This window comes from Streptomyces sp. NPDC001617, assembly GCF_053596855.1.
Genome location: NZ_JBSFHA010000033.1, coordinates 66,715 through 87,651, shown reverse-complemented (window position 1 = coordinate 87,651; position 20,937 = coordinate 66,715). Strand labels below are relative to the sequence as shown.

At 69.6% G+C, this 20,937-nt stretch carries 21 protein-coding genes; 11 read left to right on the top strand and 10 right to left on the bottom strand.

Going from position 1 to position 20,937, the window contains the following annotated elements; genetic code table 11:
- Positions 1 to 392 precede the first annotated feature (392 nt).
- Both ACWC09_RS24825 and ACWC09_RS24820 read right to left on the bottom strand, forming a co-directional pair.
- The gene (locus ACWC09_RS24825) at positions 393 to 1,043 is read right to left on the bottom strand and encodes a hypothetical protein (RefSeq protein ID WP_450852776.1); all 651 of its coding nucleotides are present in this window, start codon (positions 1,041 to 1,043) and stop codon (positions 393 to 395) included.
- 369 nt (positions 1,044 to 1,412) lie between these two features.
- Positions 1,413 to 2,030, bottom strand: a complete 618-nt coding sequence (locus ACWC09_RS24820) for an RNA polymerase sigma factor (RefSeq protein ID WP_450852775.1) — start codon at positions 2,028 to 2,030, stop codon at positions 1,413 to 1,415.
- Positions 2,031 to 2,386: 356 nt separating this feature from the next.
- Between ACWC09_RS24820 and ACWC09_RS24815 the strand changes: the two genes are divergently transcribed.
- Positions 2,387 to 4,612: a peptidoglycan recognition protein family protein gene (locus tag ACWC09_RS24815; RefSeq protein ID WP_450852774.1), complete on the top strand. Its 2,226-nt coding sequence runs from the start codon at positions 2,387 to 2,389 to the stop codon at positions 4,610 to 4,612.
- A 6-nt stretch (positions 4,613 to 4,618) separates the two neighbouring features.
- Here the strand turns inward: ACWC09_RS24815 and ACWC09_RS24810 are convergent, their stop codons facing one another.
- Positions 4,619 to 6,091 (bottom strand): MFS transporter, encoded by a 1,473-nt coding sequence (locus ACWC09_RS24810; protein ID WP_450852773.1) that lies wholly within the window; start codon positions 6,089 to 6,091, stop codon positions 4,619 to 4,621.
- A 51-nt stretch (positions 6,092 to 6,142) separates the two neighbouring features.
- The gene (locus ACWC09_RS24805) at positions 6,143 to 6,535 is read right to left on the bottom strand and encodes a hypothetical protein (RefSeq protein ID WP_450852772.1); all 393 of its coding nucleotides are present in this window, start codon (positions 6,533 to 6,535) and stop codon (positions 6,143 to 6,145) included.
- Between the two features lie 141 nt (positions 6,536 to 6,676).
- Between ACWC09_RS24805 and ACWC09_RS24800 the strand changes: the two genes are divergently transcribed.
- On the top strand, positions 6,677 to 7,090 hold the full coding sequence (locus tag ACWC09_RS24800) for a DUF1877 domain-containing protein (RefSeq protein ID WP_450852771.1): 414 nt from the start codon (positions 6,677 to 6,679) through the stop codon (positions 7,088 to 7,090).
- A 19-nt stretch (positions 7,091 to 7,109) separates the two neighbouring features.
- Here the strand turns inward: ACWC09_RS24800 and ACWC09_RS24795 are convergent, their stop codons facing one another.
- The 3 genes from ACWC09_RS24795 to ACWC09_RS24785 all read right to left on the bottom strand — a co-directional run bounded on the left by ACWC09_RS24795 (position 7,110) and on the right by ACWC09_RS24785 (position 9,948).
- The gene (locus tag ACWC09_RS24795) at positions 7,110 to 7,661 is read right to left on the bottom strand and encodes a hypothetical protein (RefSeq protein ID WP_450852770.1); all 552 of its coding nucleotides are present in this window, start codon (positions 7,659 to 7,661) and stop codon (positions 7,110 to 7,112) included.
- A gap of 96 nt (positions 7,662 to 7,757) precedes the next feature.
- Positions 7,758 to 8,264, bottom strand: coding sequence for a hypothetical protein (locus ACWC09_RS24790; RefSeq protein WP_450852769.1), 507 nt, complete (start codon positions 8,262 to 8,264; stop codon positions 7,758 to 7,760).
- Between the two features lie 88 nt (positions 8,265 to 8,352).
- Complete coding sequence (locus ACWC09_RS24785; protein ID WP_450852788.1) at positions 8,353 to 9,948, bottom strand: beta-N-acetylhexosaminidase; 1,596 nt, start codon at positions 9,946 to 9,948, stop codon at positions 8,353 to 8,355.
- Positions 9,949 to 10,169: 221 nt separating this feature from the next.
- Between ACWC09_RS24785 and ACWC09_RS24780 the strand changes: the two genes are divergently transcribed.
- The 6 genes from ACWC09_RS24780 to ACWC09_RS24755 all read left to right on the top strand — a co-directional run bounded on the left by ACWC09_RS24780 (position 10,170) and on the right by ACWC09_RS24755 (position 15,088).
- Positions 10,170 to 10,718 (top strand): 2-oxo-4-hydroxy-4-carboxy-5-ureidoimidazoline decarboxylase, encoded by a 549-nt coding sequence (locus ACWC09_RS24780; protein ID WP_450852768.1) that lies wholly within the window; start codon positions 10,170 to 10,172, stop codon positions 10,716 to 10,718.
- Between the two features lie 191 nt (positions 10,719 to 10,909).
- The gene (gene sdhC / locus ACWC09_RS24775) at positions 10,910 to 11,290 is read left to right on the top strand and encodes a succinate dehydrogenase, cytochrome b556 subunit (protein WP_450852767.1); all 381 of its coding nucleotides are present in this window, start codon (positions 10,910 to 10,912) and stop codon (positions 11,288 to 11,290) included.
- Between the two features lie 5 nt (positions 11,291 to 11,295).
- Entirely contained in the window at positions 11,296 to 11,778 is a 483-nt protein-coding gene (locus ACWC09_RS24770; RefSeq protein ID WP_450852766.1) for a succinate dehydrogenase hydrophobic membrane anchor subunit, read from the top strand.
- 19 nt (positions 11,779 to 11,797) lie between these two features.
- Complete coding sequence (sdhA, locus tag ACWC09_RS24765; protein WP_450852765.1) at positions 11,798 to 13,552, top strand: succinate dehydrogenase flavoprotein subunit; 1,755 nt, start codon at positions 11,798 to 11,800, stop codon at positions 13,550 to 13,552.
- Entirely contained in the window at positions 13,552 to 14,331 is a 780-nt protein-coding gene (locus ACWC09_RS24760) for a succinate dehydrogenase iron-sulfur subunit (RefSeq protein ID WP_450852764.1), read from the top strand. Before sdhA ends, ACWC09_RS24760 begins: the two co-directional genes overlap by 1 nt.
- 169 nt (positions 14,332 to 14,500) lie before the next feature.
- Positions 14,501 to 15,088: a hypothetical protein gene (locus ACWC09_RS24755; protein WP_450852763.1), complete on the top strand. Its 588-nt coding sequence runs from the start codon at positions 14,501 to 14,503 to the stop codon at positions 15,086 to 15,088.
- 405 nt (positions 15,089 to 15,493) lie between these two features.
- Here the strand turns inward: ACWC09_RS24755 and ACWC09_RS24750 are convergent, their stop codons facing one another.
- The 3 genes from ACWC09_RS24750 to ACWC09_RS24740 form a co-directional block, all read right to left on the bottom strand.
- Positions 15,494 to 16,405 carry a hypothetical protein gene (locus ACWC09_RS24750; RefSeq protein ID WP_450852762.1) on the bottom strand — a complete coding sequence of 304 codons (912 nt, stop codon included), beginning with the start codon at positions 16,403 to 16,405 and terminating at the stop codon, positions 15,494 to 15,496.
- Between the two features lie 162 nt (positions 16,406 to 16,567).
- Positions 16,568 to 19,042: a DUF4132 domain-containing protein gene (locus ACWC09_RS24745; RefSeq protein WP_450852761.1), complete on the bottom strand. Its 2,475-nt coding sequence runs from the start codon at positions 19,040 to 19,042 to the stop codon at positions 16,568 to 16,570.
- Positions 19,039 to 19,431 carry a hypothetical protein gene (locus ACWC09_RS24740; protein ID WP_450852760.1) on the bottom strand — a complete coding sequence of 131 codons (393 nt, stop codon included), beginning with the start codon at positions 19,429 to 19,431 and terminating at the stop codon, positions 19,039 to 19,041. The genes ACWC09_RS24745 and ACWC09_RS24740 overlap by 4 nt, the downstream gene beginning before the upstream one ends.
- Positions 19,432 to 19,499: 68 nt before the next feature.
- On the opposite strand from ACWC09_RS24740, the gene ACWC09_RS24735 reads away from it, so the two are divergent.
- The 3 genes from ACWC09_RS24735 (at position 19,500) to ACWC09_RS24725 (ending at position 20,929) form a co-directional block, all read left to right on the top strand.
- Positions 19,500 to 19,910, top strand: coding sequence for a VOC family protein (locus ACWC09_RS24735; protein WP_450852759.1), 411 nt, complete (start codon positions 19,500 to 19,502; stop codon positions 19,908 to 19,910).
- A gap of 108 nt (positions 19,911 to 20,018) precedes the next feature.
- The gene (locus ACWC09_RS24730; RefSeq protein WP_450852758.1) at positions 20,019 to 20,426 is read left to right on the top strand and encodes a hypothetical protein; all 408 of its coding nucleotides are present in this window, start codon (positions 20,019 to 20,021) and stop codon (positions 20,424 to 20,426) included.
- Positions 20,423 to 20,929, top strand: a complete 507-nt coding sequence (locus ACWC09_RS24725; RefSeq protein ID WP_450852757.1) for a thiol-disulfide oxidoreductase DCC family protein — start codon at positions 20,423 to 20,425, stop codon at positions 20,927 to 20,929. The genes ACWC09_RS24730 and ACWC09_RS24725 overlap by 4 nt, the downstream gene beginning before the upstream one ends.
- Positions 20,930 to 20,937 lie beyond the last annotated feature (8 nt).

The window sequence follows — 20,937 nt, the reverse complement described above, 5'->3', positions numbered from 1 at the left end:
GCGCGAAAGGCACGTTACGACCTGAAACCGCTGCTCGTCCATGTCCGTACAACCTGCAACCACCTCGTGACGCGACGGAACACATCCGGGTGTGACAGAAACCGCACTCATGGCGCTGTAGGAAGTACGGGCCGCCGCGCGGCCCGCCCGCGCGACGGCCGGGGCCTCTCCTGTGGGGGGTGGCGGCCCCGGCCGTCTCGTGCGGGACCCCTTGCCGGACAGGCGTTGTCCGGGGCGCGGGGCGTCTTCCATGACCAACGCGTTCAGGGGCTCAACAGATCTGCAGAGGCCGATGCCTTGGGCCGTTCGGCGTGCCGGCCTGCTGGTTCGGCGTGGATCGTTCCACCGGGCCGCAAGCCTTTGCCGACCGCCCCGAAACCCGGCCGCTTCCGCTACTTCTTCTTCGCGGACTTGTTCTTGGCCGCCGTGGAATTGGCCGCCGTGGAATTGGCCGCGGAGTTGCCCGGCTCCGTCTTCTTGGGCTTCTTCGCCGGATCCTGCCCCAGCTGCCGCGCGCAGTACGCGGCGACGTTCTGCTCGCCGCCCGCGGCGGTGATCAGCCGCTGCCAGGCGGTCGACTGCAGGGCCTTGCCGTTGCCCTTGACGCGCTCGTACGCCGCGCAGTGGGCCTCGGTGTCGTTGGCCGTGGCGGGGCGGTCCGGTGTCGCCGAGGTGCTGGGGGTGCCCGGCGCGCTGGAGGCCGCGGGTGTCCCGACCGGCCGGTGCTCGCGCTGCCGGGCCGCGTGACCGTCGTCGGAGTGCCCGGCCGTACCGATCGCCGCGAACGCGACGCCTCCGGCGGTGAGCCCGGCCAGCGCCAACGTCAGCGTGGCCCTGAGGGAACGCCGGGCGCGCCCACGCTCACGGGGCCGCCAGTCGTCGCGCCGCCGGGTCCGCGCCAGGTGCGCCCCGGCGTCACGGGCGGCACGGAAGGCGACCACGGCCCGCCGCTCGCCCTCGCAGTCCGGGTCACCGGAGCGTATGGCCCCGGCCAGCAGGACCTCGACCTCGGCCCCACCACCCTGCTCTCCTGCCCCCGACACGCCGACGCCAGGGTGCACACGCCGACGACCGGGACCACTCCCGCCGCTCTGCCGCTCACCCATGCCCGTATCCATCCGTGTCCGACACCCTGTTCACACCCGACAGCCGGAGCCCGCCGCAGCTGCTCCCCTGGCCCATGACGGCCACGCCGCCCACAACACCCGGGCCACGACCGACCGTCATGCCGAGACGGCGACCCTCGACGCCCCGACCACCACCGGCAGCCACGCCGACACCGCCACCCGCGTCGTCCGGGCCACTGCCCGTACCCGGGCCGCACCCGGCGCTCCTGCCACGGCCGGCGCTCCCGGCGCACAGCCCGCTCACGCCACTCATGTCGTAGTTGACGCGTCTGTCGTCGCTGCCGTTCACTTCGACTCACCCAGCGTCCGGGGGTCCTCATTCGTCACACCCGCGGCGCCGAGGCGGTCGGCGAGGCGCTTCAGGCCACGGTGGGCGGCCGTCCGGACGGCCCCGGGGCGTTTGCCGAGGACGCGGGCCGCGGCGGGGCCGTCGAGGCCCACGACCACACGCAGGAGCACGGCCTCCGCCTGGTCCCGGGGCAGGCTGCGGACCAGGGCCAGGGCCTGTTCCGTGGACAGGGCCTCCAGCGCCTCGTCGTGGGTGGTGTGCCGGCCGGGGAGATCGAGGACGTCCTGTTCCAGGGCCGAGGAGCGCGGCCGTACCTTCAGGCGGCGCAGATGGTCCAGCGCCCGGTGCCGGGCGATCGTCGCCGTCCAGCCCCGGAAACCGGCGCCGTCCCCCTTGAAACGGCCGAGGTCCCGGGCGATCTCCAGCCAGGCGTCGGAGGCGACGTCCTCCGCGTCGTCGCCGACGATCCCGCGGAGATAGCCGAGCAGTCCGGGCTGCACGATCCGGTACGCGACCGCGAACGCGGCCTCGTCGCCCTCCTGGGCCCGCGCGACGGCCGCGCCCAACTCCCCGTCGTACGCCTGCGCGCGGCGGGGTTCCCGTCCCTGGCCCAACAACAGTCCTCGTTCGTACGAGTGCGGAGGGGGCCCTGCCGGACCCGCCCCGTGCCCACCCCGTCCGTGCGCACGCCTCCACGGTCAACAGCGCCGCGCGTCACCGAAGTGTCACAGGTGGTCAGGCATCCCGGGCGTGTCGCACCCCCCGCGGAGCCATCGGAACCCCGCAGCCACCCCAGTGACATTTGGCCATGGTTCAACGCTGTGTGTAAGTGCTGCCTGGGCTGTGACAGGTGTGACAGCTGTGTCAGGTCCGGCACTCATGAGTCTTCCAGAGGCCCTCTGTCGGGGCCTTTTTTCTAGGGGTGGGGTAGTTGAGTCCTCGCGGGACGCGCGCGTACAGACCGTTGAGCATGAAGCGACGGGCCTGGCTGACGCTCGGTGCGGTGGTCCTGGGCGGTGGGGGTGTGGTGTCGTACGCCGTCGCCAGTACGTCCTCCGGTCACTCGGCCGAGGGACAGCCCAAGCGGCCGGTGAAGGTCTACGACCTCTCGCTGAAGAGCGCCGGCAGCGGCAGGCGGGAGCTGGCGCGCACGGCGACCAAGCAGTTCTCGATGCTCGGCGTCTCCTGGACGGGACCGGCCAAGCGGCTGCACGGCACCGCCCAGGTCCGCACCCGAAGCGTCGGGACCGGCGAGTGGAGCGCCTGGCAGGACCTCGAGACGAACGTCGACCCGCTGCAGGACCCGGAGGCCGGCGCCGACGCGCGCGGCGCCTCCGAGCCGCTGTGGGTCGGCCCGGCGGACGGCGTCCAGGTCCAGGTCGTCCACAAGGACGGCTCCACCAGCACCGGTCTGCCCAAGGGCCTCCAGGTCAACCTGGTCGACCCGGGCGTGGCGACCGCCGCCGAGCAGAAGCAGAAGGTGGAGACGGCCGCGTACGCGCAGGACGTGACCCCGAGCGACAGCACGTCACCGACGGACTCCGTGACGCCGACCGACTCGGTGTCCCCCACCGACTCGGTGTCCCCGACCGACAGCACCAGCGCGTCGCCGAGTGACTCGACGTCGGCCTCGGCTTCCGGGTCCCCGTCGGCCACCACCCCGACCGCTCCCCCGTCGACCGTCCCCGAGCCGCCCATCGTCTCCCGCTCGGGCTGGGGCGCCGACGAGTCGCTGAGCCCGGACCCGTCGGAGTACAACGCCGATGTGAAGGCCGTCTTCGTGCACCACACGGACGGCACGAACGACTACTCGTGCTCCGACTCCGCGGCGATCGTGCGGGGCATCTACGCGTACCACACACAGACCAACGGCTGGAACGACATCGGCTACAACTTCCTGGTCGACAAGTGCGGCACGATCTTCGAGGGCCGCAAGGGCGGCGTCGACCTCCCGGTGCTCGGCGCGCACACCTACGGCTGGAACCGGGAGTCGGCCGGTATCGCGGTCCTCGGTGACTACACCACCACCGGCGCCACCAACGCGGCCCTGGAGTCGGTCGCCCGGATCGCCGCCTGGAAGCTCGGCCAGTACGACGCCGACCCGTCGACGACCGTGCAGCTCAAGGCGGGCGCGACCCAGACCGACTACTTCGGCACCAGCTTCACCGCCGGCGACTCCTACACCTTCAACCGGATCTCCGGCCACCGCGACGGCTACAACACCCAGTGCCCGGGCGGTTCCCTCTACGCCCAGCTGCCCACCGTCCGCGCCTGGGCGTCCGGCCCGGTACAGGGGCTGAAGGTCGCCTCGGTCTCCGGCGCGGGCCTGTCCGGGTCGACGTACTACACCAAGGGCGCGATCACCGTGACGTGGTCGACGACCACGCCGGGTTCGCTGATCTCGAAGTTCGAGCTGCTGGTGGACGGGAAGGTCGCCGCGACCGCCGCCGGTACGGCCACCTCGGCCGCCGCCACCCTGGCCTCGGGCAGCCACACCGTCGCGGTACGGGCCGTGCACCAGTCCGGAAAGACGACGACCACCTCGTCGCTGTCCTTCGTCACGGACACCACCGCGCCGACCTTCACCAGCACGCCGAAGATCTCCCTGCGCACCGGCACGGTCAACACCACCGCCGTCCCGGTGACCCTCGCCTGGAAGGCCACCGACAGCGCGGCCCTGAAGTCGGTCGGCCTGCTGACCCCGACCACGGCCACCTTCGGCCCGACGACGACCAGCTCCCAGCAGACCGCCAAGTCCGGTTCCGCGAGCACCTGGTCGATGAAGGCATACGACTACGCGGGCAACACCCGCACCTCCTCGCCCTCCTACACGCCGGTGATCCTGCAGGAGACCTCGGCCACCAAGTCCGGTACGTGGACGAGCCGTTCGTCCTCCAGCTACCTCGGCGGCACGTCGTACTCCAGCGGTTCGAAGGGCGCGAGCCTGAGCTGGACGTTCACCGGCCGGTCGGCGTCCTGGGTGGTCTCGCGGGCGTCCACCTCCGGGCAGGCGTACGTCTACGTCGACGGCACCAAGGTCGCGACCGTCGACCTCAAGTCCTCGACCACCGCCTACCGCCAGGCCATCTGGACGAAGACCTGGTCGAGCAGCGCCAAGCACACCGTGAAGATCGTGGTCGTCGGCACCAGCGGCCGCCCGACGATCACGACGGACGGCCTGGTGTACATCAAGTAGCCGTCATCAGGTGGCCGTATCGACCGGTTCGGGCGTCCGCTCCTGCGCAGCTTGCGGGGTGGGCGCCCGGTCCGCGTTCACGACCAGCCCGGCGACCAGCGCGCCCATCAGCAGCGCGCCCATCGCCCACCAGGTGGCGACGTTGAAGCCGTGCACCAGCGCCTTCGCCTGGAGCTCCTTCGGGTTCGCCCCCGGCCCCGCGTGTGCCGTGAGGTACCGCGAGGTCACGCTGGCGGCGATGGTGTTCAGCAGCGCCGTACCGATCGAACCGCCCACCTGCTGAGCGGTGTTGAAGGTGGCGGAGGCCGCTCCCGCGTCACGCGGCGCGACACTCCCGGTGGCCAGGGACACGGACGTCATCATCGCCGTACCCATGCCCGCCCCCAGCATCAGCATCGAGGGGAGGATGTGCGAGGCGTACGCCGGCTCGGTCCGTACCTGCGCGATGATCGCCAGCGCGCCGGCCGCGAGCAGCAGCCCCGGCACCATCAGGGCCCGCGGCGGCACCCTGTTGAGCAGCCGGGCCGCGATCTGCGTCGACCCGATGACCATCCCGACGGTGATGGGCAGATAGGCGACGCCCGTCTTGACCGGCGAGTATCCGAGGACGCCCTGCATGTAGTAGGTCAGGAACAGGAAGACGCCGAACATGCCGATGGTGGTGAGCAGCACGGTCAGGAAGGCGCCCACCCGCTGACGGTCCTTCACCACCGACACCGGCAGCAACGGCACCCGCGCCCGCGTCTGCCACAGCCCGAACCCGGCGAGCAGCACGACCCCGGCGGCGAGCAGCGTCAGCACCAGACCGTCGCTCCAACCCCTCGACTCCGCCTCGGAGAAGCCGTAGACGAGCGAGAGCATCCCGGCCGAGCCGAGCAGCGCCCCCGGCACGTCGAGGTGGGCGTCGGGGTGCCGCTCCCCGGGCGCGAGCAGGGCCAGGGCGCCGAAGAAGGCGACCAGGGCGATGGGGACGTTGACGTAGAGGCACCAGCGCCAGTTCAGGTACTGGGTGAGGAACCCGCCGGCGAGCAGACCGACGGCGGCCCCCGCACCGATGATGGCGCCGAAGATGCCGAACGCCTTCCCCCGGTCCTTGGGGTCGGTGAACGTCGTCGCGAGCAGGGACAGGGCGGACGGCGCGAGCAGCGCCGCGAACACGCCCTGCAGGGCACGTGCCCCGAACAGCATCCCGGAGTTGGCGGCGGCCCCGCCGAGCGCGGAGGCGGCGGCGAAGCCGAGCAGCCCGATCACGAAGGTGGTCCGGCGTCCGACCAGGTCGGACACCCGGCCGCCGAGCAGCAGCAGACCGCCGAAGGCCAGGGTGTACGCGGTGATGACCCACTGCCGGTTGGCGTCCGACATGTGCAGGGCGGCCTGGGCGGAGGGCAGGGCGATATTGACGATGGTCATGTCGAGGACGACCATCAGCTGGGCGAGCGCGATGACAACGAGAGCCCACCAACGTCGGTTGTCGGCCATGCCCCCATCGTGCGCTCGGTCACACCCGTTTGGGAACGCCGGCGTCTCTTATTACGTCGATTTTGCCACCGCGTCCCGGCAGAGCAACCGCAGCGACCCGTCCCCCTGAAAACAGCGCCGGGCCTCGTCCACCGGGTCCCACATCCGCCCGTCCGGCGTCCGCACCCAGTGGTCGCCGCCGCTCATCCACCACTCGGCGCCCGTCTGACGCACGATCACCTCACCGGCGTAGGCCCCGAACCCGCGCAGCGCCTTCTCCACGGCGGCGTACTGCACGCCCTCCCGCCGTATCTCGTCGATCATCCGGTCGACGCGCCACAGACTCTGCGCCGAGTAGTCGAGGCGCAGCCGCGCCCCCTCCCGCATCGCCGCCACCACGTCCGCCGCCCAACGCACGGGCTTCGTCGCCGCGTTCGGCCTGCTCGTCTCCTGGAAGGTAGTCACACAGACAGGAGCGGGGACTGCGTGCGCTGCGTCACGCGCATTCCGGACACTTCCCGAGACCGGTGCAGGACCGCCCCACGTCCACCCCACGACGACCACAGAACAGTGACGCTTCGTCCCTCCCATGCGCTCCTGTCACTGATGAGCACGTACTTCCACCTCCGCGCGGTACACCCGTCCGCTCTGCGTAACAGCGAGCACTGGTTCCAACGGCTGTTCGAGGACAACTGGGACACAGTGCGCCTACGCCTCGACCGTCACCGAGAGGAGATGCTGGACCGGCACTACCTCGACCAGGACGCGCTGTACGCGGGAACCGACGTGATCCTGGGCGGCACCCCGATCGGACACCGACCGTTCCTCCTCCTGTCGGCCGCCCGCACGGCCGAGACGGCCGCGTACCTCGCCTCGACCGACTTCGAGGCACTCTGGAGCCGGACCAAGGCCGACCCCGACCTGCACGACCTCTTCGCGGCAACCCACCGCGACCTGACAGCGTTCTACGCGAGAACGGCGGAGTACGGCGATGCAGTGGTGAAGTGCTGCCTGCAATGATTCACGCTCCGTCGAGGCACTACCTCCGGCGAGCCCTGCGCCTGACGACGGCCCGCAGAACACGCCGCCCCTCCGTGGACACCTCCAGAGCAGGCCGCAGGCCACCCACACCGTGACTGGCAAGAAGTTCCAGAACGGCGATCTGACGACGCAGCTCAGCAGCAACAAGGGGCGACATCCCCTCCGTGCGACCTTCACGAGGACCGTCGACCGGAACCGCGTCCCGCTGGGGATCGAGCAGCCGATGAATCTGCAGGGCGGCGACGGAACAAGCGTCGGCCCACATCCTCATCTCCGACCCGCCCCGCCCGACCGGTGCGGCCTCCAGCATCCGCCGGGCCAGCAACACCACCTCGTCGTCACCGGTGTCGTCGGCAGACAGCTTCCCCCGCACCTGCTCCAGCAGTTCGCCCCAGTCGCCGGCCTCCCCTGCGCCGGAAAGGCTCCCCCACAACGGCCGTAGCACCTCGTCGTCACCCCCCAGCAACGGCACGCACCGATCCAAACAAGCCAACCCGCTGGCGGCCAGTCCGCGTTCGTCGGCCTGAGCGATCAGCTCAACCAGGCTCATCCATGCCTCCCTCTGCGGGCGCTTGCAGGGTAGAACCGGGCCCCACCTTTAACGGAGCCCGCACTTCCCCTTACTGCGTGCGACGGCTCGGGAGTGTCACAGCGGCACCACACCCAGTCGGTCCAGCAACCGGAAGAAGAGATTTTCGGCCAATGGATCGGGCTCGGCGGTCAGCACGTCCACCAGCGGCTCGGCCTCGACGCCGTACCCCGCCTCCTCGGCCCACGCGACAGCCCGCTCCGCGGCGTCACGCGGCTCCAGGAAGTAGTCCTCGAGGGTCAGCCCCTCGTTCCCGGCGTCGAGATACCCGGCCATCGCCGCCCGCGCCAGACACGTGGTCCACGCCCCGCTCTCCGGCGCCGCCGCCTCGACGACCACACAGTCACTGTCCATGACGTACCCGAAGAGCGCGGGCGCCCCCGTCTCCGCGGCGAGGACGTTCATGTTGCCGACCTCGCCGTCCCCGCTCGGGTACTCCCAGACCTGCCACCCACCGGACGCCTCGGCCCGTAGCTCCATGCCCTCCTCGGCCCCGGCCAGCGCGTCCAGCTCGGCGAGCGGCCGCTCGCTGCGCGCCACGACGTAGTACCCCCAGTAGCCCATGTCCCGCTCCCCCACGGCTTCTCGACTGCGGCTCGCACTGAATACACCACAGTCGTACGCCAGTTCACAGCCGTATGCGGCAACAGGATCAGCCCAGCTTGGCGGCCAGCGCCTTGAACTGGGTCCAGGACAGCGAGGGCCGCCCGGAATCCCACAGTTTCTGGACCGTTGCCCTGAGCGGCATCCTGATCCCGGCCGCGACCTGGTTCTGCGTCTGTGCGTTGGGGAAGTCGCACCACACGGCGAAGGTCCCGCCGAGGATCTGTCCGTCGTACCTCGCCGGCACGGCCACCGTGCCCCGCACGACCCGCGGCGTCCACTGCTCGTAGATCCGCCGGCCGGTCGGATAGTAGAACCTGTTCGGCTGCCCGAGCACGTAGTAGAAGAACTCGTCGTTGTAGTTGACGACCTTCCGCCCCGCGCTCAGATACTCCACGGGCTGCCGCGCCCCGATCTCCTTCCCGGTCCAGTACGCGACCTGCAGATCCTTGGCCGGCTGCACCGACGTCCCCCGGAAGAACCCGTCGTTCCAGACGCGCATGGTCTTGTCGTGGGCGCGCATGGTGTCGGCACGGTCGTTGAGCCACCCGGTCGTCAGATCGGAGACGGTCGCCCCGGAGCCGTAGGCCTCCTTGGCGGCGGCGGCCAACTGCGGATAGGAGGCAGCCGGGTCGGTCACCATGAGCGCCCGGTACTCGTCGCCGCCCAGATTCCACTGGCTGCCCGGGAAGAGATCGGCGTACTCGTTCAGCAGGTCGTCGACGATCTTGGCGGCGCCCGGCTTCGAGATGTCGATCGCACCGCTCGCGGCGACTCCCTGGGCATTGCGCAGCTGCAATTCGGGGTGGGCGGCGATGACCGCTCCCAGATGCCCGGGCGAATCGATCTCAGGAACGACCGTGATGTGCCGACTCGCCGCGAGCGCGACGATCTTTCTGACCTCGGCCTTGGTCAGATGCTGCTGCGACACGATCTCGGGATGGCTGTCGGACTCGATCCGGAACCCCTGGTCGTCGGAGAAGTGCAGCCCCAGCTGGTTGAACTTGAGGTCCCCGAGCTCCCGCACCCGGTCCTCGATCCACCCCGCGGTGAAGTACTTGCGCGCCATGTCGAGCATGAACCCGCGCACCGCCTTGGCCGGCTGGTCCCGCACGACCCCTTCGGGCGCGGTCCCGCCGCCGTGCACCTCCTGCTTGAGCGTCCGGGTGCCGTAGAACACCCCGGCGTCGGTCGGCCCACTGATGCCGACCCGCCCGCCACGCACGGTCATGCTGTACGACTCCGGGTTCGCCCCTCCCCCTTCATTCACCGCGAGCCGCACGTCCCCGGCCTTCACGTCGTCCTTCTCACCTGCGTAGGTGAGCCCCAGCTCGGAGGCGATCAGCCGCCCCTCGTCGGCCAGCTCCGCGTCGTTCACCACGACCCGCTCACCGCGCGCCGGACGCCAGCCGGGCCCACGGGCGGCGGTGTGGGACGCGACGGCGGGGATGGTGCGGGGAGCCTGCGACAGCGGGTACGACCGACTCGGACTCGGCGAAGGACTCTTCGCGCGCTCCGCCCTGGACGACCCGGCCGACTTCCCCTCGGAGGGCTGCTGCTGGCGCGACGCCCCTGCCGGACTGCTGTCGCCGTCCCCCGAGGCCCACAGGCCGAGACTCACCCCGGCCCCGACCGTCACGGCCATCGCCGCGCCGATCAGGACCCCGGTCTTCACGTTCCGCGCCGGACGCCGGCGCCTGTGCTGACTCACAGCTTCAACCTAAGACCCTCGGACGGCGGGATGCGTCCACCACACGTTCCGAAACTCTCCCTTGCGGGTGAAATTCGGGCATCCCTCGGACACGTCACGTCCACTCCCGATAACGTGACGCAACACTTCTCACAGCTTCCTCTGCCGAAACACACGTGACGCCCACACACCTCCCTGGCCGGCCGGCCATACCGACCCTGCCCACCATCCTCGACGCCTTCAACACCGCCCCCGCGTCCGGCGCCCGCAAACTCCTCCTGGACTGCCTCCGCAGCCTCCGCTGGGCGGACCGCATCGCCGACCACCGCCCCTACCCGGACACCGAGTCCCTCCTGGCAGCCTCCGACGAGGCGGCGTACGACCTCTCCCCGGGCGACCTGGCGGAGGCCCTGGCCGCGGAGACCCTGCCGAGTCTGCCGGACGGAACGTACGGGGCGGCATACACCGCCCTGAGCGCGGCACACGCGGCCTACGAGTCCCGCTTCGGCCACGCCTTCGTGATCTGCCTGGACGGCCTCTCCCCGACCGAGACCCTGGACCACGTCCTGGAAGGCATCCGGTCACGTTTGACAAACGATCCGGAGGAGGAACGGGTGGTGGCCGCGGAGGAGCTGCGGCGCCTGGCGAGGCAACGCCTGCTGGAGATGCTCAGGGGCGCGGGGAACGGCGCGACCCGCCACCCCCAACCCGCACCCGGCAAATAACATGACACCCCACCTCAGAAGCCGCAAACGCTCACCCAAACGCGTGCCACTTTGATCACACCGGTAGGCCCGGCGTAAGCCCAGCGGCAGCGCGTCGCTACGATGCTGGGGGCCGGAGGACCGTACCCGGCCGGGCCCGACCGACAGCACAAGCCGGCGCGGCCCCAATCCCCGCTCCCGGAGGGACTTCCGTGCCGGCTGGAACGCTGTACCGCGGCCGGGAAGGAATGTGGTCCTGGGTGGCTCATCGAGTCACCGGCGTCCTCATCTTCTTCTTCCTGTTCGTTCACGTGCTGGACACCGCTCTCGTCCGTGTGTCTCCCGAGGCCTACGACAAGGTCGTGGCCACGTACAAGACGCCGATCGTCGGACTGCTGGAGTACGGCCTCGTCGCCGCCATCCTCTTCCACGCGCTCAACGGCCTGCGCGTCATCGCCGTCGACTTCTGGTCGAAGGGCCCGCGCTACCAGAAGCAGATGCTCTGGTCCGTCGTAGGCCTGTGGGTCGTGCTGATGATCGGGGCGATCTACCCCGTCCTCGGTCACGCCGCTCGTGAACTGTTCGGGAGCTGACACCCATGGCCACCACCGAATCCACCGCTTCCGGCGTCGGCCCCGTCGAGGGCGCGTCCCTCTACAACGTCGACAACCCGGCGCCCCTCATCGAGGCCCCGCGCAAGCGCACCAAGAAGTCCCCGAAGTCCACCCGGGGCAACTTCGAGATGTACGGCTGGCTCTTCATGCGCCTGTCCGGCGTCGTGCTGGTCGTCCTGGTCCTCGGACACCTGCTCATCCAGCTCGTGCTGGACGGCGGTGTGTCGAAGATCGGCTTCGCCTTCGTGGCCGGCCGCTGGGCGAGCCCCTTCTGGCAGGTCTGGGACCTGCTGATGCTGTGGCTCGCGATGCTGCACGGCGCGAACGGCCTGCGCACGGTCATCAACGACTACGCGGAGCGCGCGAACACCCGCCTGTGGCTCAAGGGCCTGCTCTACACGGCCACGGTGTTCACCATCCTGCTGGGCACGCTGGTGATCTTCACCTTCGACCCGAACATCCGCTAGGCACGGGGTTACGAGACTCATGAAGATCCACAAGTACGACACCGTCATCGTCGGCGCCGGTGGCGCGGGCATGCGCGCCGCGATCGAGTCGACGAAGCGCAGCCGCACCGCCGTGCTGACCAAGCTCTACCCCACCCGCTCCCACACGGGCGCCGCGCAGGGCGGCATGGCCGCCGCGCTGGCCAACGTGGAGGAGGACAACTGGGAGTGGCACACCTTCGACACGGTCAAGGGTGGTGACTACCTGGTCGACCAGGACGCCGCCGAGATCCTGGCGAAGGAGGCCATCGACTCGGTCCTCGACCTGGAGAAGATGGGCCTGCCGTTCAACCGCACCCCGAACGGCACGATCGACCAGCGCCGCTTCGGCGGTCACTCGCGCAACCACGGTGAGGCGCCCGTCCGCCGGTCCTGCTATGCCGCGGACCGCACGGGCCACATGATCCTCCAGACGCTGTACCAGAACTGCGTGAAGGAGGGCGTGGAGTTCTTCAACGAGTTCTACGTCCTCGACCAGCTGATCACCGAGGTCGACGGCGTCAAGAAGTCGGCCGGTGTCGTGGCGTACGAACTCGCCACCGGCGAGATCCACGTCTTCCAGGCGAAGGCCGTGATCTACGCGTCCGGCGGCTGCGGCAAGTTCTTCAAGGTGACGTCCAACGCGCACACCCTGACCGGTGACGGTCAGGCCGCCGTGTACCGCCGCGGGCTGCCGCTGGAGGACATGGAGTTCTTCCAGTTCCACCCGACCGGCATCTGGCGCATGGGCATCCTGCTGACGGAGGGCGCCCGTGGTGAGGGCGGCATCCTCCGCAACAAGGACGGCGAGCGCTTCATGGAGAAGTACGCGCCGGTCATGAAGGACCTCGCGTCCCGTGACGTCGTCTCGCGCTCCATCTACACGGAGATCCGCGAGGGCCGTGGCTGTGGCCCCGAGGGCGACCACGTCTACCTGGACCTGACGCACCTCCCGCCGGAGCAGCTGGACGCCAAGCTCCCGGACATCACCGAGTTCGCGCGCACGTACCTGGGCATCGAGCCGTACACGGACCCGATCCCGATCCAGCCCACCGCGCACTACGCGATGGGCGGCATCCCGACGAACGTCGAGGGTGAGGTCCTGTCGGACAACACGACGGTCGTCCCCGGCCTGTACGCGGCCGGCGAGGTCGCCTGCGTGTCGGTGCACGGCGCCAACCGTCTCGGCACCAACTCGCTGCTGGACATCAACGTGTTCGGCCGCCGGGCCGGCATCGCGGCGGCGGAGTACAGCCAGAAGGCGGAGTTCGTCGAGCTGCCGGAGAACCCGGCGGAGCTGGTGGTCTCCCAGGTGGAGGCGCTCCGCTCCTCCACGGGCACCGAGCGCGTGGCGGTCCTGCGTCGCGAGCTGCAGGAGACCATGGACGCGAACGTCATGGTGTTCCGCACCGAGCAGACGATCAAGACGGCCGTCGAGAAGATCGCCGAGCTGCGCGAGCGCTACAAGAACGTCTCGATCCAGGACAAGGGCAAGCGGTTCAACACCGACCTCCTCGAGGCCGTCGAGCTGGGCAACCTGCTCGACCTCGCCGAGGTCATGGCCGTGTCCGCCCTGGCCCGCAAGGAATCCCGCGGCGGTCACTACCGCGAGGATTACCCGAACCGCGACGACGTCAACTTCATGCGCCACACCATGGCGTACCGCGAGGTGGGCGACGACGGCACCGAGTCCATCCGTCTCGACTACAAGCCGGTCGTCCAGACCCGCTACCAGCCGATGGAGCGTAAGTACTGATGGCAACCCCGACTCTGGAGAAGGCAGACGCGGCCGGTCAGCCCGAGCCCGGCTTCGCCGACTCCCCGTACATCACGGTCACCTTCCGCATCCGCCGCTTCAACTCCGAGGTCTCGGCGGAAGCGGTCTGGGAAGACTTCCAGCTGGAGATCGACCCGAAGGAGCGCGTCCTCGACGGCCTCCACAAGATCAAGTGGGACCTGGACGGCACGCTGACCTTCCGCCGCTCCTGCGCCCATGGCATCTGCGGTTCCGACGCCATGCGCATCAACGGCAAGAACCGCCTCGCCTGCAAGACCCTCATCAAGGACATCAACCCCGAGAAGCCGATCACGGTCGAGCCCATCAAGGGCCTCACGGTCCTGAAGGACCTGGTCGTGGACATGGACCCGTTCTTCCAGGCGTACCGGGACGTCATGCCCTTCCTCATCACGAAGGACACGAACGAGCCCACGCGCGAGCGTCTGCAGACCGCCGAGGACCGCGAGCGCTTCGACGACACCACGAAGTGCATCCTCTGCGCCGCCTGCACCTCCTCGTGCCCGGTCTTCTGGAACGACGGCCAGTACTTCGGCCCGGCCGCCATCGTCAACGCGCACCGCTTCATCTTCGACTCGCGCGACGAGGCCGGCGAGCAGCGCCTGGAGATCCTGAACGACCGCGACGGCGTCTGGCGCTGCCGCACGACCTTCAACTGCACGGACGCCTGCCCGCGCGGCATCGAGGTCACGAAGGCGATCCAGGAAGTGAAGAGGGCGCTGATCACGCGCCGCTTCTGATCTTCCCAAGGCTGTATCAGGGCCCTGTTTCCGTCACTTCGGAAACAGGGCCCTCTGGTGTTTTGGCCGGTTTGCGCTCCTGCCGACGGACACATTCCACCGTCACACTCCTGTCGAACGTCTTGACCTCCACGGGAGTGCGAGAAGGCGGGGGCAGGTGCCAACACCGATGGGCGAAGTGACGCCAGGCTGGGAACAGCCGATTCCGTTGGGATACGGGCAGGGAGCCAAGGAAGCCCAGTTCGTGGCGGCTCCGCTACTCGCGGCTGCCGCACTCGGCCTCGCCGGAGTGGTGGCGGGAGCCAAGGACGAGATGTTCCTCCTGTCCGGGCCGACGCTTCTCGTCCTCGTGTTGTCAGCCATGTCTCTGATCTACAGCATCCAGTTGGCCTACCACGCCCGTAAGTTCCTCTACTCGCGACAGGACGTCCTCGACTGGTACGGACCCGAGGTCACCCAACGGGCCGACGAGTTCAGGAAGTTGTGCGCCGATCAGGGCAACGACTACACGACCTGGGTCTTCTACAACAACAAGGCCAACCGTCTGTTCAACGCGGGGACCGTGCTCCTCGGGTTCGGCGTCGCCGCCGCGCTGGCTCCGGGACACGACAGCAGCCAGAAGCCCTGGCGCTGGGGGGCTGCGGTCATCGTCCTGGGCTGCACTCTCTACGAGATCTATTGGCAGCAAAAACTCAAGCGCGAAGTCAACAAGCGAGCCACTCATTCCCGCTCCCACACCGGTCAAGGAGGCCCTTGATGACCATGCATGCGGTAGTTCTCCCCGGTTACCAACCCCACACGACGAAGTGCCGGCATCGCGACTGCCGCGCGGACCTGGGGCTGGTACAGAGGGCCCAACATTTCCTGCGTAAGTGGGAGGAGGCACTCGAGTCCGGGCCAACCGCCATCGACGCCTACCTCCGGGAGCACAACGCCGAGGCTCTGCTTCAGCACGATCTCGACTGCCCCGTCAGGGACCTTCCACCCGCTGTCCATGCCTCGTGCCATGGGATCGACGACGAGGGTAGGGACGCCTTGCAGCAACTGCGGTATCACCAGCAGAAACTGGCCGAAGCCCGCGCCCGGGGCGACCAGCCACCCGTTCCGCGCTCTCCGTGGCAAATCGTCCGGCGTCCCCGAGGCCCCTGGCGCCCTTGAGGACCTATGCCTCCCTGGAACCACCATGGTCCTGGGCTCGGGACGAGAGGCCCCTCACACTTGAATGGTCGTATGTGCCCCCCTCCGGCCTGGTCCCGGCGAACAGGTCCGACACATCGGCGAACACCTCTTCCTCGCCCTCTCGATCGAGGGGAAGCGGCAGGTGCAGTGCGTCCAGCAGGTCGAAACGGTGCAGGTCGTAAACGACGTGCATCAGTCCCGAGTAAGTCTGCGCCACCGTCACCGCGCCCTTGTACGCGATCGCCGCGAACAGCAGACCGGTTCCGCACAGCCACCAGGCGGACGGCTCGTCGTACAGGGCCGCGGCGCTCGTGCCGACCAGGGCGAGAAACGACCAGCAGAGGTTGACGGCGGTATCGAGCGCGTCGCGTGCGGAGCGGAGGGCCTCGGCCATCCGGTCCGACACTTGGAGATAGATCCTCGGCCAGGAGGTCAACGTTGCCAGGCCATAGCGTTCACCGGCGCTCAACTCGCCCGCGCGCAAGGCGTTCCCGAGTGCCGTGGGCAGCAGGAGATTGCCCGGCGGGTGGACGGCGAGGCGACGACGGGCATCGGCCTGCACCTGTGGATCCGGGTCCCCGTCTACGGTTTCGTAGGCCTGTTTCCGCAGCGCCTCCCACCGCCGACGCTGCTTACGGGCAAGCACCGCCGCAAGTCTCGCGGTGAACGGCCATCGGTCCCAGTACCCTTCGAGGACGCGCACCGCCCGCACCTGGAACGGCTGCAGCAGCAGGCCCAGCAGCGACGCGCCGACAACGACCGCCACCACTACGCCCAGCATCGTGGTCGATCTCGTCGGCCACACTGCCCCCCAGTCACTCCTGCCAGTGAAGCTTCCTGCCCGCACCAGAGCCAGCACCCCGGCGACGAACAGCGCGCACGGCGCGAAGTGCACCGCTAACACCCGTCGCACGAAGCCCTACCTCCCCATACACCCCCTGAGCGGTGTTCAGTATGGAGTGCGATGTCGAACAAAGGGGGAGAGAGGCCCGCTCCTTCTTGGCCCCACAAGATCGCCCTGAGCCCATGACGGATGGGCTGCTGCCGAGCCCTACAGTCACAGCTGGCTCAGGATCGTCGGGTCGGTGATCTTCCGGTCGTCGGCCAGCAGGAGCGCCTTGCTCAGGATCACGCCCAGCATGCGGTCGCCCTCGTAGGGCAGGTAACCGGCCTGCGGGGCGCTCGCGTCGGACTTCGGGACGATGCACAGGTACTGGTCGTTCGGGGTCATCAGGATATTGCCCGAGCCCAGGTGGATCTTGTACGTGTGGCGTTCGCCCTTCACGTGCAGGAAGCGGCCCTCGATGGTGCAGCGGTCGGCTATCGCGAGGCGGGGTATCAGGCGTTCGAGCAGGGCCCTGCGGGTCTCGGCGCTCTGGTTGAGCGCGCCGAAGCTGTAGCCCGACCAGTACGCGCGGAACCGGCCGCCGGGGCCGCCGTCCTGCCAGGTCGGGTCGTTGCCGACGCTGGCCACGCCGACGAACAGGTCGACGTCCCGCAGGACTTCGGACAGGACGAGGGGCGGCATGTCGGTGAGGGGAAGGGCGTCGACGGGGTCGGCGCCGTCCCGCAGCCACATGCGGTACTCGCCCCCGCAGCAGTGCGCCCAGTTCTGCGGTGCGTCGATCGGGTAGAAGCGGACCTGGTCGGTGCGCAGGCGCAGGAAGCTGCCGGACCCGGCGGCGGTGTCGTCGCCGTTCTCCCCGTCGCCCTCGATCCAGTACTCGGCGCGCAGCCCCCACTGTGGCAGCTCACGCGTGGCCGGCGGAGCCTCGTCGTCGACCATCAGCCGCAGCCTGTTGCGCCAACCCCGGATCGCGGCGAGCGAGTTGAACTGGTGCTGGCGCAGGACGTGCGCCGCGAAACGGTTCGAGTACGTCCCTGTCCTGCGCTCGGCGTCGGTCAGCAGGTACACCTCACGGTGGGCCTGCTTGAACGGCTGGGTGATGGCGTGCCGCTCCAGCCAGTCCCGCCAGGCGACGATCTCGGCGGGCTCATGTCCGACCGGGTGCCAGAGCCTGACCTCCGCCCCTTCGGCGACGGGGTCGTCGGTGAGCGTGCGCAGAGCGCCGTCCGCGTATCCGGCCGTCCTGCCGTCGACCGTCCACAGGAGGCGGCGGGCAAGCGTGCCGACGAGGGGATGGTCCAGGTAGCGCTCGCGCCAGGTGTCGTAGGACCAGGTGCGGCGGGCGAGGAACTGACGATCCAGGCGCTCGCTCTGTGCCGAGAGCATCTTGTCGATGTCCTTGACCGCGGCCTTGAGTTCCTTGAGCTCGTCGGGGTGGTCGCGGCGGACGGCCGCGGGCACGCTCTTCACGACCTTGCCGGCCGCGTTGCGCCAGCCCAGCAGGCACCTCGTGCCCTCGATCCCGAGGACGGCGGTGACATCCCCGAGCCGGTGCTCGGCGCGGCCCACCTCCGTCAACCCGTAGGCGGGGACGGCGAGTTCCTCGATCTCCTCGCGGCCGAGACCGAGGGCGGCGGCCCGGTTCTCCAGGGCCGCGTCGACGAGCTTCGCCGTGGCCTTGTACGTCAACCGGATGCCGAGACGGGCGAGTTCGGCCAGGGCCGCCGCGCCGTCCAGGCGGGAGAGCGCGAGGACGGCGGCGTTGGCGACCTTCGGGTTGCGCGGGCCGACGCCGGGGACCTTCCTGAGCGAGGTCTCGACGAGGACGCCCAGGGCGCGGGCGGTGTCCGGGTGCGGCGGGAGGAGGGAGAGCAGCCAGGCGAGGCCGCGCAGGGCGTTGGCGTTGTAGGGGTCGTAGGTGTGGTTGACGGGGTCCGTCGGGTACCCCTCTTCCAGGGGGAAGGTCCTGGGGCGGCCGACGAGGGCGAGCCAGGGCAGCGCGGTCGCGCGGACCCGGTCGGCGCCGACGGCCTCGACGAGGGTGCGGGCCCGCTGGTCCCACTTGGGGCTGGGCTTGGAGGCGGTGGCCGTGACGAGGTGGGCGAGCAGGGCCTGCCAGTCCGCTCCGGTGGCGTCGCCGAGGGCCTGTTCGGCCCACTGCTCGCCGACGTTGAGGACGGGCTCGGTGAGCTTCTTCGCCAGCAGGACCACCGGGTCGTCGCTGGAGAGGTACGTGTCCAGGGCGGCGCGGCGGTAGAAGGCGACGACGGCGGGCGCGAGGGGTCGGCCGGCGGCCAGTTCGGCCTCGGCGAGGACGGCGGAGTGCGAGCCGTACCAGTGGCCGTGCTGTCGGGCGAGCTGGTCGAGTGCCTTGAGCCGCTCCGTGGAGAGCCGGTCCTCGGGCAGGCCGCGCGCCAGGATGCCGACGAGTGTCAGGGCGTGCTCGCGGGCGTCCGAGTCCTCGCTCGCCGAGTGGTACAGCGCCACGAGGGCGTCGGCGAGCGGCGCGCGCACCTCGGCCGGCTGTTCGCGCAGGCGGTCGAGTACTCCGGCCCACAGGCCGTTCCAGTGGCCGTTGTTGGCGGCCGCCGCCCTGAGCATGTCGACGGCCAGCTCCCCCAACTCGCCGTCGGCGACCCGCTGCCCGATCAGCTCCTTGTACGTCTGGATCTCCCCCACCGTCATCCCCCCACCAGCGGTACGAGCTTGAGAAACGTGACCTCGGTGCCCGGCGCGAGCTCGATCTCCTCGTCGAGTTCGGTGACCTGGCGGTCTCCGACCAGCACCAGGAATCCGTTCCCTGCGAAGGCCTTGAGTGCCGGCTCGGTCTGGGTCTCAGGGTCTATCCGGCGTGGCGTCCGCAGCGCGTACCCGTTCAGCACCCGCTCCGCGTCCTTCGGCTGCACCAGCCCCTGGAACACCCCCGGCGTGCGCGCGTTGTACTCGGCGACCTCCTGGAAGACCCGACGCCGGATCAACTCACCCACAGTGAGCCGCTCCTCGGCGACCTCGAGCTCCCAGCCCGCGCCCCGCTCCCCCGCAGTCGTCTCGTCGACGAACGTCACGATTGCCATGCCGACGACAGTACGGGCCACCACTGACAATCACGGGTTCCGGGCGAATCGACACCTATTCTGACGTTATGTCAGATGACGAGTCGTACGAACTGCTCGGGTTCGACAACGTACTGCTGCCCGTCGGGGACCTCGGCGAGGCCGTCGGGTTCTACGAGCGGGCCGGGTTCGCGTTGGGGTTCCGGTTCGACGAGGCCGGGATCGCGCTGCTGAAGGTCGGGGCCGAGACGCCCGGAATCCTGCTGCGACAGGAGGAGGGGCTGGGGCACCGACCGCCGCCGTGGCCCTCCCCGCGCCTGTGGATCGAGGTCCCGGACGCACGGACGGCGGCCCGGTCGCTTGCGGCGGCCGGCATCACGCCCCTCGACGCACCCTTCCCCGTGGCCACCGGCTGGACCGTCGAAGTCGCCGACCCCTGGGGGAACGTCATCGGGTTCACGGACTACACGAAGCGCCCGGAGCTGGGGCGCCGCCCCTGAGGAGGCCCCCGCGGAGGCTTCCCGGCCGACTACGTGGTTGAACGCGTTCAAAAACAGGTCTAGAGTCGTCCCGTCAGCTTTTTGAACACGTTCAAGAAGGGGTGGGGCATGGACCGTACGGTCATCGCCTACGTCATCTACCTGCTGGTCAGCATCGGACTGACCGTCTGGGTGGCCCGCACGCTCAGCCGCAACGGACGGATCTTCCTCGCCGACGTCCTGCGCGGCAACGAGCAGCTCGCCGACGCCGTCAACCACCTCCTGGTGGTCGGCTTCTACCTCGTCAACCTCGGCTTCGTCGCCCTGTACCTGAGCGGCGACGAGACGATCGAGGACACCCGCGGCATCTTCGAGGCCCTGTCGACCAAGCTCGGCGTGGTGCTGCTGGTGCTCGGCGTGATGCACCTGAGCAATGTGTACGTCCTCAACAAGATCCGGCGGCGCAGCGTGATGGAGCGCGAGCAGGTGCCGCCGGTCGGCCCGCAGGACTGGGTCGCCCCGCAGGCGCGGGCGTGAGCGGCGGTACGGCGGACCGGGTCCCCGCGGTTCCGGTCCGCCGGCTCACCGTCCTCTACGACGCCGACTGCTCGCTGTGCGCCTTCCTGCGCGACTGGCTGACCCGACAGCCGCAGCTGGTGCCGCTGGAGTTCGTGCCCGCGGCGTCGGAGCAGGCCCGGCGCAGCTTTCCCACCCTCGACCACCGCGCCACCCTCGACGACATCACCGTCGTGGGCGACGCAGGCCAGGTCTACCGCTCCACCGCCGCCTGGATCGTCACGCTGTGGGCCCTGCGCGAGCACCGGCCGCTCGCCCACCGGCTGAGCACGCCGTCGGGAGCGCCCTTCGCCAAGGGGGCGGTACTGGCGGCGGCGAAGTGGCGGGGCTCGCAGTGGGGGCAGAAGCGGCGGCAGTGGGGCGGGACGGTGTACCGGCGGACGGACGGGTGGTCCTACGACCCCTCCCACGGCTGGACCTACACCGCCCCGGGCTGCGACGGCGACGCGTGCGCCACCCCGTAGGCTCTCTG